Genomic DNA, 14,614 nt, shown 5'->3' on the forward strand with positions numbered 1-14,614 from the left:
TAAACAACGGAAGGCGTGTCGATGATTGAGTGGTGGCGGGGATTGACTGGAATTCGGAAATTTAGCTTTGCTGCCGCAGTCGTTGCGGTGGTTGCTTTCATTGCCGTTGCAGCCTATTGGGTGCTTAATCCCGATTTCATTCCACTATTTGACGGCGCAGCACCTGAAGACAGTGCGTCTTTGGTGGCAGATCTTGAATCACTCCATGCGCCGTACAAGATTGACTCAAAGACCGGTGCAGTGCTGGTGCCCCAGGAGCGGCGTGACGAATTGAGGGTGAAGGTCGCCGAGCACGGAACGGCGCAGCGAAATCCGGTTGGGTTCGAGCTTTTCAACAACTCCGATTTTGGAATGACCGAATTTTCGCAGCGGATCAACTATGAACGCGGCCTTGAAGGAGAATTGACCAGGACTATTATGTCGCTGGATGGAGTGCGCTACGCCCGCGTGCATCTGGTTCTTCCTGAGTCAACACTCTTTCGGAAAGGCGAAGACCAAGCCAAAGCCTCGGTTACACTGATGACCCGCCCCGATCATGGGCTTCCGGAAGCGCAGATCAAAGGTATTCGACGGCTTGTTGCCGCGGCAGTGCCTGGCCTCAAGCCTGACGCCGTTTCGATCCATGATTATCGCGGGGTCGATCTGGCCTCCACGGATTCGGGAGCCTCCGAATCCAATCCGGTTCGAGAGCGCGTGCGGGATGAAGAGGCCGTTGAGGCGCGTTTGGCAGCAAAAGTCTACGATCTTCTCAGAGCTATCTTTCCGCCTGGTTCTGTGGCGGTCAGCGTTGATGTCAGGCTGCGGATGGATAAGATCAGTTCCAGTCGCCAAGAGACCTCGCTTGAGGCACCCAAAAGCACGGAGCTCTCACAACTGCATAACGAACTATCCGGAACATCGGCAGACCCAGCAGGGGATGGTGCAAAGGCCGATAACTCGAACCCTTTGGCTGCATTGGCCGTGCATGCCGACGCGATCGTACATCGAGGGAGCCAGTACTCAGAGCAAATAGAAAAGATGCCTGGGACTATCGATCAGCTTTCAGTCGGTGTGCTGGTTCCGGAAGCCCTGCTTGGCAACATGAGTCTGGAACAGTTGCAGGGCCTCGTTTCCACCGCAGTAGGGGCCGATCTCCGGCGTAATGATCGAATAGCAGTATATGGGGTGGCAACTCTAAATCCCGGGCATTCAGTACCCGGTTCGAAGGATGCCATCCCAGGTGGGACACCTAGTGAGGGCAATCCGCTCCTTGGCGGCACAGCAAAAAGAATAAACTCCCCGCTGGACCTAGCGGCCGCTTTGATCGGTCTGTTGGCTATCGCTGTGGCGGCATTTGTACTCGGCCGCAATAGTCGTGGTGAGCCGCGTTTGACAAAATTGGAGCGCGAGAAGCTCATCGAAGAGATCCGGCTCGGTCTAAAAGACATTCCAAGTGGCGAGAGATCTGCATGAGCCCGACTCGCAAGGCGGCAGTGCAGTTGGCGGCTCTTAGCTCGCATGACCGCAACTGGATATGGAAGCGACTGGAGTCGGGAGAAAGGGACAAGATCAAGCCAGCGCTTGATGAATTCTTGCGAATCCCGCCAGCAGCTTTGACTGTCGAACTTCATAAAATGCGGAATGCCTCGATACCCTCCCCCCGGGTCAGGCGCAGCGACGATTCTGATCTTGCAAGTGTGCGCCTCGCGGCAACAAAAGAAGTCGTACCACTAGTTCGGAGTTTGCCGCCAGCCAGCGTTGCCCTTCTGATGCAGGTTGAAAACTGGCGTTGGTCGGAGGATGTTCTTAGAAGTCTCGATTTGCCCAGCCGAAATGTCGTTAAGGAGCTTCTAGCTCGCGACAAGTCAGCTCAGAACGTGGTCTTGGCGGAGTGGCTAGTTGTACAGCTTGCCGCCCGTATCCGAACCGAGCGAAGCCGTCTCGGGCCACCCGATCAGAAATTCGATTCGCTTGTGGGTATCGCGGACTAGCCCGTGACGAATGTAAATCCAATCATCCGTCGCTTACCCGCCCCGAGCCGAGACTATGTGCTCCAGGCTGGCGATGCAGAATCAGAGCTCTCACATGAAGCTGCGGCCTTTCCGGCTGCAACGGGCGCCCTTGCGGATGTCATGGGTCTCGGAGAGATTGCTGCTGCTTCTATACGCGGAATCGAATCCGCCGAGGAATTGCAGGCCGACGTCCACTCGACGGCGCTTGCCGAAGCGCGCGAGCGCGGGTATCAAGACGGCTTGAGTGCGGGACAGCATGCTGGCAAGGAAGAATGGCGGCTTCGCGTAGAGCGGCTGCTTAGTGTCATCGAGGGCATTGAACGCACGAAAGCCGAGAGCGAATCTCGCTTGGCCGAAGAGGCGGTTGCGATTGCATTTGAGTCCGTTGTTAAAATTTTGGGTCGCAGGCAAGCTTCGCATCAAGCAATAGCTGAAGTTGTGGAACAGACGCGTCGTGCCTCTTCGGGAGCGGAACCCATGGTCGTTCGGGTTAGCCCGGATGACTACGAGGCGCTACTGGTCGAGCCAGTTCTCATAGAACTCGAGGATCAGCGGGGCGCTATTCGTCTGGTGGAGGACCCTCGGGTGATGCTCGGCGGTTGTATCGTCGAAAGCTCGCGAGGTACGCTTGATGCCCGCTTGGAAACCCAGATCGAGCGTCTGAAATCAGTTTTGCTGGACGTTCAGAAAGCCGATGTCGACTCATCGGACCGCCAGCCATGAAACACTATGCCGCCGCAGTCAGATCAGCGGAATTGACGCCGCGCTTGGGCCATGTCCGGCAATACTCCGGGCTGATCCTCGAGTCTCACGGTCCGGATGCTTCACTCGGTGAGCTCTGCGAAGTTTATCCTCCGGGGAGAATCCATCCCGTGCTCGCTGAAACAATGGGTTTTCGTGATGGCAACGTTTTGCTTGTGCCGCACGGAGATCTGCAGGGCATTCGTCCGGGAAGCGAGGTCGTTGCCACAGGCCGCTCCTTGCATATTGCAGTGGGCCAGAAGTTACTAGGACGAATTATCGATGCTCATGGAGTGCCGCTAGATGACCGCCCGCAAATATCGGCTGAGCACTTCCGTCCGCTACTTGCCGCCCCGGGAAATCCCGTGCACCGGGGACGCATAAAGACACTTTTCGAAACAGGTATCAAAGCCATTGATGTACTGACGCCCGTCGGTGTCGGCCAGCGCTTGGGAATATTTGCCGGTAGTGGAGTGGGTAAGAGTCAACTGCTGGGCATGTTGGCTCAAAACAGTACCGCTGACGTCAACGTCGTTGCTCTGATTGGAGAGCGCGGCCGAGAAATCCGCGAGTTCGTCGAGGAAAATCTTGGTGCCGCGGCAGAACGATCTGTGGTTGTAGTGGCGCCGGCGGAGCGAAGTGCTCTGGAGCGTTCCCATGCGGCCTACACTGCAACTACGATCGCCGAATATTTTCGGGACAAAGGACTCTCCGTTGCATTGCTGTTTGACTCCCTGACCAGGTTTGCGATGGCTAGGCGCGAAATCGGTCTCGCCATGGGTGAACCTCCGACCGCTCGGGGGTATACACCATCGGTCTTCGGTGTAATGCCACAGCTGGTCGAACGCGCGGGTCCAGGCGACGGCGGTCATGGTGCGATTACAGCCTTTTATACAGTACTGGTCGAAGGAGATGATCTGAACGATCCTATTGCGGATAGCGCTCGCTCAATCCTTGATGGACATATCGTGCTGTCACGAGATATCGCCAATCGAGGCCGCTATCCGGCGGTGGATATACTCAAGAGCCTCAGTCGCCTATCGTCTCAGTTGGCATCCGCCAACGAATTGGCAGTCGCCCGCGAGGTTACAAAAATCGAAGCGGACTATATCGAGTCCAAGGATCTGGTGGAGTTGGGTGCTTATAAAGCGGGATCGAACACTCGCTTGGACTATGTGTTCCGAGTGAGGCCGCGATTGGAGCAATTTTTCTCCCAGCCAGTTAAGGCTCGGATGCCAAGAATCGAGGCGATTGCCCAGCTTAGGAACCTGCTTGCGGAGAAGACACTGTGACTTCGACGCGAAAGCAACTCATCGTCCGAGCTATTGCTAGAAGCACCCACATCCAGAAGGGCGAAGCGATGGCGGAACTGCGCAAGGCAATCGAGGTGCATTCGCTTCGGGAAGAGGAATGCGGATCGGCGGAGACGGAATTTCGTAGTGCGCTCGAATTCGCGCAGACACTACCTGGCAGGGGCGAAATATTCAATCTCTCGCTTTATTCACTGGCGGGTCATCATGTAGCTGAGTCAGCAGCGTCGGTGACCCGCTTGCGAGAACAGCGTGATCGCTCGGAGAACGAGAAACAACTTGCTGTTGACATCTTGGTAAGCAAGTCACTCCAGCTGCTTCGGCTTGAAACGCTGGATCGTGAAGAGACGGCCAGACTTTCTAGGTTGGAGCAGGCTGCTTCCCAGAAAGTACTCGACGAATTGGTTTTAGGTCGGCACCAGGTAGATTGGAAGACGATCTAATGGCAATCACACCCTCAAATCTTGGCAGTTCTTTCTCTATACCAGGAATATTGGCAGAGCGCTCAAGCGAGCTCTCCACGCATGAGCGCACGCAATGGGACGCAACTGACTTCAAAAATTGGTTCGAGGCCGCAGGCCGCAGGTTGTCGATATCCGATGCCCCATCTGGTTGTGACGTAGAAAAGCATGTGCAGACCGAAGCCTCTACGATGATGGAGGAGGCATCCCCGGTCGCAATACCAAAATCCGCTGTCTCATCGGTTAAGGTCGACTTTGCACTAGCAAGCAGCGCCACTGCAATCGTGACCCTCGGAAATAAGGCGGAGCTCAATATCATCGGTTCGGTCGCTCCTCCAACCGCCCCCTTCAGGGATCCGCTCCTAGAGGGCAGTGATACCACCGATATGGCGGGTAACGCTTGTGCCCGGCAGAATCCGCCAACTGAGAACGACGAAGGAACGGGTGCGCGGGTTACGGTCGCCTTGTCTGGGAACGAGGCTAGCGTGTGGATTCAAAATTCCCAGCTCGGAGCCCCCGCTATCGCTTCACTACACGATCTAATTGATCGGGAAATATCATGGAGCGGGCTGGCTCTCGCTGGGCTCAAGATCAATGGGCGTGAACTTGTTAAAGCTCCCGTATACCGGGTAGTTCGAGCAACGAGCGGGATAGATTCTAGTGGTGGCTAGTCGAACGAAATGAGATTCGGGGATATATCATGGCAGTGAACGCAATTGGAGGCTCCGTCGGCAGCGGCGTCAACGGAGTTCAAAATACCGGTTTGCAAGAGAGCGATTTCATCAAGCTCTTCCTTACACAACTGACCTTTCAGGATCCGCTACAGCCGGTCGACAATGCGCAGTTTCTGGCGCAGCTCGCTCAGTTCACTAGCATCGAACAGAACCAGGTGATCAGCGACAACCTTACCGGGCTGCTAAGTGTGCAGGCATCTGGCCAAGCCCTGAGTCTGCTTGGACATATCGTCGAGTTGACCCAAAACGGCACCATTGTTACGGGCCAAGTCTCCACGGTTCAATACAACAACGGATCTCCTTTGCTGACTGTGACGCAGGGAGATGGGACTTTGGTGCAAAACGTGGACCCTACCCAAGTAACGCTGGTTCAAGGAGGCAGTTAAATGTCCGCTTTCAGCAGCATCTATACCAGTCTTACGGGCCTAACTGGATTTTCGGACGCACTCAACGTCATCAGCAACAATGTCGCGAATCTAAATTCGGCAGGCTTCAAGGCCAGTAGCGTTCTCTTCCGAGATCTTGGTCCAGTAGGTGCAAAAGGGGATAGTCCGGGCTCCAATTTCGGCCTGGATAGCAACCCGGGCGAAGGAGTCGAATACGTTGGGACATTGCAGAGCTTCGCGCAAGGTACCTTTCAATCGACTGGCAGCCCTACCGATCTGGCAATCAACGGCAATGGCTTTTTTGTGCTCAAGAAAAGCGACGGGCAAATCCTGTACTCGCAAGCGGGGCAGTTTACCTTCGATCAGAGCGGGTTTCTTATTGACGGCGCGACTAAGGATCGAGTGCAAGCTTTGGGAGCGAACGGCGCGCTTAGTGATATCCAGATCGACATGAACGCCAAGACGGCGCCTGTTGCAACGACGCAAGTAGCGCTTTCGGGAACCCTGTCGACGAACCAGAGTAGTTATACCCTATCGAATGTCTCTGTCGTCGAACCCGATGGGTCCAATCAGACGCTCGCATTCACATTTACGCTGGCAACGAGTTCTTCGGGCTCGGGAGGGACAGGTTCAGGAAGCACTTCTACTTCAACAACCACTTGGAATGTTACGGCTAAGGATTCTTCCGGCGACCAGCTTCTTTCAAACGCTTCGATAACTTTCGACAGTACCGGAACGCCCGAGCAGGGAGCCAATACTCTGAGTATCACTCTGCCGGGAAACGCGAGTACTCAGCCGATCACGATCAATTTCGGCAGCCCTGGCTCCTTCAGCGGGGTTACGTCGCAGGCAGCTGGTACTTCTGGATCTTCCGTGAAAGTCGCATCTTCTGATGGAAAGCCTATTGGAACCCTGACTCAGCAAACCATCGATGGTAGCGGCAGCATTCAATTGACCTATTCCAACGGCGACACAAGCACTGGGCAGCAACTTGCGTTGGCGTCGTTCACGGATCCCAACACTTTGATTCAAGTGGGATCCTCGCAGTTCAAGTTGGGAGGTACCGCCGCGGTCGAGCAGCCCGAGTACGGCGTCGCCGGTCAAAATCAATTTGGTTCGATCGAATCGGGAAATATCGAGTTGGCGAACGTCGATCTTTCCCAACAATTCTCCCAGATTATTGTTTTGCAACAGGCCTTCCAGGGCGGGTCGGAAGTGCTGAATGTCTCCAGCCAGTTACTTACAAAGCTGTACTCCGATCTGAATGGGAATGCCGGGTGATGCAGTACAGCCCATGCCTTTTTATCGGCGAACATCATCTGTCAGGAGTAGTGGACAAGTTCACCGAGGCCCTGGCCGCTTGGTCGAGACATTGGGGCAACAAGGCCCGTACTCCCGTATGCGAGCGTGCAACGAGGCTCGAAGCGGAGGAAGTCGACCTCGATGACAATTGGGTAAGTCTGCAATCCCGGTTTGGTCCGATCGCCTGGATATGTTTTAAAAATGGAAGTGCATCTTCGCTTTTGGAGTATTTCTCAGCCCCGCTGTCGGCTTCTTCCGGCGTTGGAAGGTCGGATTTTTCGGAAGATCTGGGGCATAAGATCCTATTCGACCTTTTTGATCGCTTAATGCATTCCGCTATCTCTGCAAACGAGGAGATAAAATCCGAGTCTGGGGTCGTAATTCCTCCAAAACTGTATGCGAAGTGGTCCGGTGCTGTGACGTTGAGATGTTCGCTAGAAAAGATCGAGCTGAAGTGCGTATTTCCGTATGAATCAGTAAGAAGCCTCGTACCGAGGATGCCTTCGCGAAATCTTAGGACTGCGCATTTGGAACGCCTAAGCTTGGTCACTCGCAACACGCTAGTTCCCTTCAATGTGCAATTGAGCGCGGACGGACTCACCCTGGGAAATTTGGACGAGCTGGTCGAAGGCAGCGTGGTCATTTTTAACCATCCACCGGAAGCCTCATGGACCGTATATGGCCCGAATAATCTGCCGCTTTCCCTGTGCAAACTCGGACGCACCGAAGATCGCTTTGCGATCCAGCTGTCAGCAATTGAAACTTCCAGAGATTAATCAATGACCGACAATGTAACTCCTGCCGCACAGCAGCCCGAAGTTCAACGGGTGGTGTTTTCGGAGCTTAGCCCCCGCACCGGAGGCGCCAATCTTCTTGAGCGGCCGCAGGAAGTAATCCGCGGAGTAAAGGTTAAGGTCTCGGTTCTCTTGGGGGGCGCCGAGTTAAGTATTGGATCGCTATTCGAGATGAAGAGCGGGGAGGTACTTCAGTTGGACCGGCGGATCGACGAACCACTTGAGTTATTAATTGACGGCAAGGTGATTGCCAGGGGCGAGCTGGTTGTGGTCGATAACAGTCTTGGCCTACGCATCACGGAACTTGCTGCTCGATAGTGTGTAACGCGGAAGATGTTCCTTTTTCACAGTTTCGCTACGCCTGTGCTGGGTATTCGGTTTTGACTACTGCATTCCCAACTAGATTTAAGCGATTGATATCAGTTCTGGTCGCCGCGATTGCAGTGCTACCAGCAATAGTATTTGCCCAAGTTCTGCCATCTACGGAGCCTCCGGCGACATCTACTGCCCCCATCCAATTTCGGCATGGGGACGATCCGGTCGAGACCAAACTCGGCGTTTCATTGTTGGCGTCACTGGCCATATTAGTTGCCGGCGCCACGACGATTTATCTAGGCCGGCGCCGTTCGGGCTGGAGGGGGGTAAAAGAGTCCGGTGGACAGATAAAAGTACTGAACGTCCGCCGTGTCGGCGGCAAGCTCATGATAGTCGTAATTGAAACAACCGAAGGAGAGCGGATTGCATTTGCCGACAACGGGCATGCGCTGCTGCTTTTGACCGGTCATGAGAGCACCGCGCCGAAAAAAATAGATTCGTCTTGCCCATGACCTCATTGCGAAAGGGATTTTTACAGTTAGTTCCAATGCTGGCTCTGATGGGTGTGGCCGCTTCGGTGCACGCTGCAGCCATCGCTTTTCCGGGTGGATCGGTTGCTTTTTCAAGTAGTCACGGCCAAGCCTTGTCCGGTCCACTAAAGACAATCTTGTTCTTGACGGCACTCAGCCTGTTGCCCGCAATGCTAGTTGCAGTGACATCCTTCACCCGAATCATCATTGTTTTAGCGATGTTGCGGCAGGCAATTGGAATGACCACTACGCCGCCGAACGTTGTGCTGATAGGGCTGGCCTTCTTTCTAACGATTTTTACGATGTCTCCGGTAATCGACCGGATTGATTCCGCAGCCGTCAGTCCATATCTCGCCGGGAAGCTTTCCGAGTCACAGGCTGTTGATGCGGGTTCAGCACCATTGAAGGAATTTCTAATTCGCCAAACGCGCGAAAGAGATATTGCCTTGATCTTTGAGCTATCGCACAAAACCGTTCCCGAGTCTGCTGCCCAAGTCGGAATGTTTCAGCTAATTCCGGCTTTCATGCTGAGCGAATTGCGCAGTGCTTTTGAAATCGGCTTCATCGTTTTCTTGCCATTTATCTTGATCGATATTGTTGTGGCAAGTGTATTAATGTCCCTGGGCATGATCATGGTTCCACCGCTGACATTATCCCTGCCACTCAAGATTTTGATGTTCGTATTGATCGATGGTTGGAGCCTGTTAGTTGGGGCTCTTGTGCGAAGTTTTCATTGATCTACATAAATGCTCTTGGTCCGAGGTTCCATCGGTGTCTGACGGTTTAAGATGCAGGACGATATTCCTCATTCAGAAATACAGACAGACGCCCTGTCCGGGGTGTGGCGACGGTATTTGACTGGTGATGTCGCAGCTCGACAAGAGCTCGTGATGTCCAATCTGGATTTGGTTAAATCGATCGCATGGGATGTATATAGAAAAGCAAGCTTAGGTTACGTTGAAATCCGAGATCTGATTCAGTTGGGTGTGGTTGGGCTGCTGGAGTCCATTTCACGTTTTGACCCTGCAGCGGAGACAAGCTTCGCCGGATTTGCCAGCAAACGGATCAGGGGGGCGATGCTGAACGGCCTGGAAAAGCAGTCCGAATACCACGCACAGAGTGCATTTCGCAGGCGCATTCGTCGGGAGCGGTTGGAATCTCTGGCGAAATTCGGCGGAGCCGCGGATGGTCCATCCGATGTCTTCATGCAGATGGTGGAAACCGCCTTGGGATTGGCTGTTGGCTATTTGCTGGAAGATACGACCATGTACGTAGACGAAAACCGAAGCGTCGGGCAGAGTTACGCCAGCGCGGGTGAAATGGCCGCGGTATCGGAATCGTTGAAATCATTGGTGTCGATGCTGCCAGAACCGGACCGCCAAATCGTCGAGCTTCACTATTTTGGAGCGGTGCAATTTTCCGACATTGCCGAAATGATGCGGCTAACAAAAGGACGTGTATCGCAAATCCACGCGCGGGCATTGAAGGTTTTGCGAAAACTTCAAAGCGGCAAGATAGGCTTCAATCTCGATGTTTAAGAGTCGTTCGAGCTTTGAATCGCTTCAAGTAGCAAATCGAATGTTTTCGAAATCGTGCCGTCCAGACTGAGGGATTCCTCGACGTCTTTCACGATGAAATCGAAGCGTCTGTCGTTCAAAATCTGATCTCCAAAATCCCAGGCAATGATGGACTCTAGGAATATTCTTCGTGCATAACGCCGTTCAGTTTCAGATCGCAAATTCAGCTGTTGGATCTGACGCCCGATGCGTCTTTTTATTTCTTGAGTGGAAACGACGTGAGGTGGGTGCGCACCCTGTTCTGACTTTCCGGTCTTATCGCTATCTACCTTTTTTGCGCCAGTACGCGAAGAGAGCTGCGTTCGCAGTACACTAATCAGGTCTGCAGTGGGGTCTATTTTGGTCAATCGGTATACCTGGGACTTGGTTGTGCATCCGGAATCGCTACGATTTTCTCTTGTCGGTAAATTCGTCGTAACTGTTCAAGAGTACATGTCTAGCGTCTTCGGACGGTCTTTGCGCAGGTGTGGTGGCTGTCGAAACGGATTTAGCCGGAGTGTTCAGGATCAATAAAATCTTCTGCATACTTTCAGAAAGGGCCGGATTCTCAGAATTGTTTCGAATGCCCTGTTCGAGATACTGAACAGCCATTGCATGCCGGTTCTGAGTGAAGAGCATCAAGCCATGAGCAAAAAGGCGAAATGAACTGGATGAAGGCAGTTTATCCAGAACAGACCATGCTTCCATTGCTTGAGGATAATTGTTCTGCAAATAGAAAATGAGCCCTAATTCGAAATGGGCGGTCCAAAGCTCCGGATCTAGCTTTGTTGCCACGCGAAAGTCGATGATGGCGTTTTCGAAATTCCGGAGCTCTGCCTGTTCGGCTCCGCGTAGAAATAACGCGCGTGAATCCTTGGGGGCAATATCGATGTGCTCATCGAGCATTGTAATGGCCTCAAGGTGCTTGCCGGATCGGATTTTCTCCAGGATTCGGGCAAACAATTCATTTGTTACAGAAGGATCGCTCGACATTTAGCCTCTGTTTCGCCCTGTGGCATGGATGCGTCATCGACGCATCCATCTTTGTTCGTAACGCCTTGAAGTCAAATCGACGCAGGCCTGCGCTCATGGCAAGTGTATCAAGCCCTTGATACGGATTCGTCATTCTTGGATGGCCTTCTGGATGCCCTTGAAGCTCTAGGTAAATGCCGAACCCAGCCATCACGCACCGTTCATCGGTTCGCGTTAAACAATTTATGAATTTTCAGGACTATACAATTGGAGAAGAGGCGATTTACGGGGTGAAGGAGCCGGCCATCCCTGCTCACCTACTCGAGCTGACACGCTCAAAATCGGTGCATGATCGGTCTCCTAACCCGCAAAGGCTACTATTGCGATACGACTCGGTATTATTGGTCTTGTTCATCTGGAGTTCCATTCACTCGGAGACCGCGGCTGCGGGATTCGACCAACTTTACGTATGTGCCGGACCTCAGTCGAAATGAATGGGGCTTTGTCGATGCAGTGATCTGATATTCTCTCTAAGGCTTGGACGTGTCAGTCTTTTGCTGCCGCCGCCAAGGGTGGCGATAGCGGGTCTTCAGCGTGTTTGGATACGTCTGGTCTGGCGCCGGTCGAATTCGATTGACTGAGGTATATGTGGGTGGATTGATGTACTTCTCGTCATTTCATTTGGAGCAGGTGGTACGGAGAAAACTGGCGGAAGTGATCCTTGGCCCGCTTGAGTAACTGCAATTGTCTGATGCCGTCCGGCGCAAAATTGCAGCTACGGGCTTTGGGGGAGTAACAAACGGGATGCTTCAAAGCAATTATTAAATGCCAAAAATGTTAGGGGATATGGCGATGAAGTCGCTGCTTTCGAAAGTTCGATGGTTGAGTGCGTCTGTTCTTCTTCTATCGAGTTCGTCGGCCTTCGCATGGCCGTTCTATGTAGCCCCCGGGGCTTATTATTCGACTTCTGATTCCGGCAGAAAAGCTGGTAACGATTACGGAGTCCAGTTCGCCGCAGGCTACTCATTAACGGACAACTTTTCTTTTGAAGCTCTGTCCGAGTCCTCGCAATATCGCCTGGACGATGCCCCCGGTAAGATCAAGGCTTATGGTCTAAGTCTGCAGACTGTTTACACCCCATGGCCGAATCAAGCTCTTAGTCCGATTATCTTGGGCGGCGCAGGTTGGCTGCATACAGATACCCCAAAGAGCAATTTCGATTCCGCCGTGGCGCGTGGAGGCCTCGGTCTGCACTGGCAAATTCCGGAATCAAACTTCGGAGTTAGAACAGATGCGGTGGTGCGCCACGATTTCGACTCCAAGGCCTATAACGATCTGATTTTTTCGTTAGGCCTTACTTATCGGATCGGAAATCCGACCTACCACGATCCCCGGCTCGTGACAAGTGCCGTGCCTGCTGCTACGGATATAGTTCTTGAGCCTTTCATCGGCGAGGGGCAAAGAACCGCAGCCATCCTCGTCCCAAGCAATAAATCTGCACCGGTAGAAGCCACTTTTCATGGCGTTGTATCAAAGGGTTTGGCGTCGCTCAATGACAATGATGGTGACGGAATTGACGACTCGCATGATAAGTGTCCGGATACGCCTCCCAATGCGGTTGTGGACTCCGATGGTTGCATCATTTATATAAAGAAATAGGCGTTACATGGACTTTGGAGATACTTCGCGAGTGCTCGGCGCAAGCCATTCGGCGGCTTATTAGAAGGGCTGCGCGTCTTTTAGCCTCCGATCATCAATTGCGACAGAAATAGCTGGGGATACCCGTTCAATTTATGGATACACGCACCGCTCGTTTTATCGGACGCCTATTCGTGCTTTTGTGCCTGTCTGGTTGCAGCGTGGGAGGTACGGGTGGGAATACTTCTGCGCCACCAGCTTCTGACTTCAACTTCACCGAGCCAGCATCGGGAGCGCAGATTACAGGGAGCGTCCCACAGGCTATCGCACTAACCTGGACTTCAAACGGCGCGCCCGTTGTTTCACAATCCGTTACGTTTTCCACCAATTTGGGCAACTTGGTCGACAGTGCGGGCCGAGTCAGTGCTACGGCGACCGTGTCCACGCAGAAAGACGGTACTGCGAACATCCAGATCGTATCTGCGACATCCGGTGCCGCTACGGTAACGGCAACTGCAGTTGATCCGTCGTCTGGTGCGAAGCTGTCCGCTAGCCTGCTGCTAACCGTCCTCGGAATACCAGCAACGTTCACGGTGCAGGCGCCGTCTCCAATTGCTGTTAACGGTTCAAGCGTGGTTTCTGCGCTTGTCAAAGATGCGAATGGCTCTGTCCTCCCTGGGGTTGCTGTAAGCTTCTCCCTGTCGCCGCCTGGTGTAGGCAATCTTTCTGCTACCTCCGCAAAAACTGATAGTAGCGGCACAGCTAGTGTGTTATTTACTCCAAATGGAGCCGCTGGAACGGCTACGGTGAGCGTTTCGACCACTTCACTGGCCCCTCAAACAGCGACCATTCAAGTGACACCTTCGGGAGGCGCACCGCCCGTTGGCACGCTTACGTTTTCCCCGTGCCCTAATGCAATCCCTGCTGGAAGTACAGCCGGATGTACAGTAATTTTGGTTGGAGCGGATGGCAACGCCATCGTAGGTACAACCATTACATTATCCGCTTCTGTTGGTACCGTAACCCCAACTACAGGGGCATCAGGGACAAACGGCGCGTTGGTGTTTAGCTACGTCGCGCCGGCCACAACCGGATCCCAAGTAACATCGACGGCAACGCTCAAAGCATCTGCTTCGGTTAACTCCACTGCTGTTGGCCAATCTTTTGATGTCTCCTTGTTGCCTTCAGCATTTGGCTTTACTCAGCCTATCGCAGGCACGCAAATATCCGAAAACGTTCAGCAACCACTGGTGCTGACGTGGACTTCGCAGACTATTCCCGTCGCTTCCCAGGTTGTGACGTTCTCAACCAGCCAGGGCGATCTGGTGGACAGTCTTCACAATATCGGGACTTCCTTAACTGAGCAGACTCAGAGCGACGGAACCGCCAACATCAGCCTGTTAGCGAGTACCACAGGAGCGGTCACTGTAACTGCGACGGCTAAGGATGCTGTATCTGGAGCACAACTATCGACAACCTTAGGGCTGAACGTCGTTGGTCCTCCAAGCTCTTTGACGGCGTCGGCACCGTCGCCGATTCAGGCGAAGGGTTCGAGCGTGGTGACAGCCATTGTCAGGGATGCGGCCGGAGATGCCTTGTCAGGAGTTGCAGTGAGTTTCACCTTGCCGAGCGGCGGAGGCGCGCTATCTGTGGCCACGGCAAAGACGGATAGTACCGGTGCTGCGCTTTCACTTTTCACGCCTGACGGAACTGCATCGTCGGTCACTATTCAGGTGGCATCGCCTCCTCTGACTGCTCAAACGGTTACGGTTAGTATCAGTGGCTAGTCGGATATACATCACTTTAGAGGCTGCCATCGGGGCTCAGTCTATCCATGCCTCGATAAAGGCAAAACGCAATCGATTGATCCACTAGACGCCGGGT

The 14,614-nt window shown here is 53.4% G+C and carries 16 protein-coding genes; 14 read left to right on the forward strand and 2 right to left on the reverse strand.

The genetic code is table 11. The features are described 5' to 3' along the window. Positions 1 to 21 precede the first annotated feature (21 nt). The 12 genes from fliF (at position 22) to BP26_RS0110180 (ending at position 10,102) form a co-directional block, all read left to right on the forward strand. On the forward strand, positions 22 to 1,452 hold the full coding sequence (gene fliF / locus BP26_RS28450) for a flagellar basal-body MS-ring/collar protein FliF (protein WP_084182980.1): 1,431 nt from the start codon (positions 22 to 24) through the stop codon (positions 1,450 to 1,452). Further along, positions 1,449 to 1,970, forward strand: coding sequence for a hypothetical protein (locus BP26_RS29420; protein ID WP_157572462.1), 522 nt, complete (start codon positions 1,449 to 1,451; stop codon positions 1,968 to 1,970). The genes fliF and BP26_RS29420 overlap by 4 nt, the downstream gene beginning before the upstream one ends. Positions 1,971 to 1,973: 3 nt before the next feature. Beyond that, positions 1,974 to 2,714, forward strand: a complete 741-nt coding sequence (locus BP26_RS27520) for a FliH/SctL family protein (RefSeq protein ID WP_157572463.1) — start codon at positions 1,974 to 1,976, stop codon at positions 2,712 to 2,714. Then, a complete protein-coding gene (locus tag BP26_RS0110150; RefSeq protein ID WP_029920470.1) occupies positions 2,711 to 4,024 on the forward strand; it encodes a FliI/YscN family ATPase in 1,314 nt (437 codons plus the stop codon). The genes BP26_RS27520 and BP26_RS0110150 overlap by 4 nt, the downstream gene beginning before the upstream one ends. Then, positions 4,021 to 4,485 (forward strand): hypothetical protein, encoded by a 465-nt coding sequence (locus BP26_RS0110155; protein ID WP_029920471.1) that lies wholly within the window; start codon positions 4,021 to 4,023, stop codon positions 4,483 to 4,485. Before BP26_RS0110150 ends, BP26_RS0110155 begins: the two co-directional genes overlap by 4 nt. A 718-nt stretch (positions 4,486 to 5,203) precedes the next feature. Continuing rightward, the gene (locus BP26_RS0110160; RefSeq protein ID WP_029920472.1) at positions 5,204 to 5,623 is read left to right on the forward strand and encodes a flagellar hook assembly protein FlgD; all 420 of its coding nucleotides are present in this window, start codon (positions 5,204 to 5,206) and stop codon (positions 5,621 to 5,623) included. After that, positions 5,624 to 6,904 carry a flagellar hook-basal body complex protein gene (locus BP26_RS28455; protein WP_084182981.1) on the forward strand — a complete coding sequence of 427 codons (1,281 nt, stop codon included), beginning with the start codon at positions 5,624 to 5,626 and terminating at the stop codon, positions 6,902 to 6,904. Beyond that, positions 6,901 to 7,701 (forward strand): FliM/FliN family flagellar motor C-terminal domain-containing protein, encoded by an 801-nt coding sequence (locus BP26_RS29425; protein WP_157572464.1) that lies wholly within the window; start codon positions 6,901 to 6,903, stop codon positions 7,699 to 7,701. The genes BP26_RS28455 and BP26_RS29425 overlap by 4 nt, the downstream gene beginning before the upstream one ends. A gap of 3 nt (positions 7,702 to 7,704) precedes the next feature. Then, positions 7,705 to 8,037, forward strand: a complete 333-nt coding sequence (locus BP26_RS0110170) for a FliM/FliN family flagellar motor switch protein (RefSeq protein ID WP_051748806.1) — start codon at positions 7,705 to 7,707, stop codon at positions 8,035 to 8,037. 248 nt (positions 8,038 to 8,285) lie between these two features. After that, positions 8,286 to 8,546 carry a hypothetical protein gene (locus tag BP26_RS30120; protein ID WP_169740679.1) on the forward strand — a complete coding sequence of 87 codons (261 nt, stop codon included), beginning with the start codon at positions 8,286 to 8,288 and terminating at the stop codon, positions 8,544 to 8,546. Then, on the forward strand, positions 8,543 to 9,301 hold the full coding sequence (gene fliP, locus BP26_RS0110175; protein WP_029920475.1) for a flagellar type III secretion system pore protein FliP: 759 nt from the start codon (positions 8,543 to 8,545) through the stop codon (positions 9,299 to 9,301). The genes BP26_RS30120 and fliP overlap by 4 nt, the downstream gene beginning before the upstream one ends. Positions 9,302 to 9,352: 51 nt before the next feature. Next, positions 9,353 to 10,102 carry a sigma-70 family RNA polymerase sigma factor gene (locus BP26_RS0110180; protein ID WP_084182982.1) on the forward strand — a complete coding sequence of 250 codons (750 nt, stop codon included), beginning with the start codon at positions 9,353 to 9,355 and terminating at the stop codon, positions 10,100 to 10,102. Here BP26_RS0110180 and BP26_RS29435 read toward each other — a convergent pair. Together BP26_RS29435 and BP26_RS0110190 are read right to left on the reverse strand one after the other, a co-directional pair. After that, entirely contained in the window at positions 10,099 to 10,488 is a 390-nt protein-coding gene (locus BP26_RS29435; protein ID WP_157572466.1) for a hypothetical protein, read from the reverse strand. The two genes, BP26_RS0110180 and BP26_RS29435, sit on opposite strands and share 4 nt — an antisense overlap. A gap of 37 nt (positions 10,489 to 10,525) precedes the next feature. Next, positions 10,526 to 11,113: a tetratricopeptide repeat protein gene (locus BP26_RS0110190; protein WP_157572467.1), complete on the reverse strand. Its 588-nt coding sequence runs from the start codon at positions 11,111 to 11,113 to the stop codon at positions 10,526 to 10,528. 831 nt (positions 11,114 to 11,944) lie between these two features. On the opposite strand from BP26_RS0110190, the gene BP26_RS29440 reads away from it, so the two are divergent. Both BP26_RS29440 and BP26_RS28460 read left to right on the forward strand, forming a co-directional pair. After that, complete coding sequence (locus BP26_RS29440) at positions 11,945 to 12,751, forward strand: outer membrane beta-barrel protein (protein WP_169740681.1); 807 nt, start codon at positions 11,945 to 11,947, stop codon at positions 12,749 to 12,751. Positions 12,752 to 13,167: 416 nt separating this feature from the next. Then, the gene (locus BP26_RS28460; protein WP_169740682.1) at positions 13,168 to 14,517 is read left to right on the forward strand and encodes an Ig-like domain-containing protein; all 1,350 of its coding nucleotides are present in this window, start codon (positions 13,168 to 13,170) and stop codon (positions 14,515 to 14,517) included. The last annotated feature ends 97 nt before the right edge of the window (positions 14,518 to 14,614 follow it).

The sequence above is a fragment of the Nevskia soli DSM 19509 genome, assembly GCF_000711955.1.
Taxonomy (GTDB): Bacteria; Pseudomonadota; Gammaproteobacteria; order Nevskiales; family Nevskiaceae; genus Nevskia; species Nevskia soli.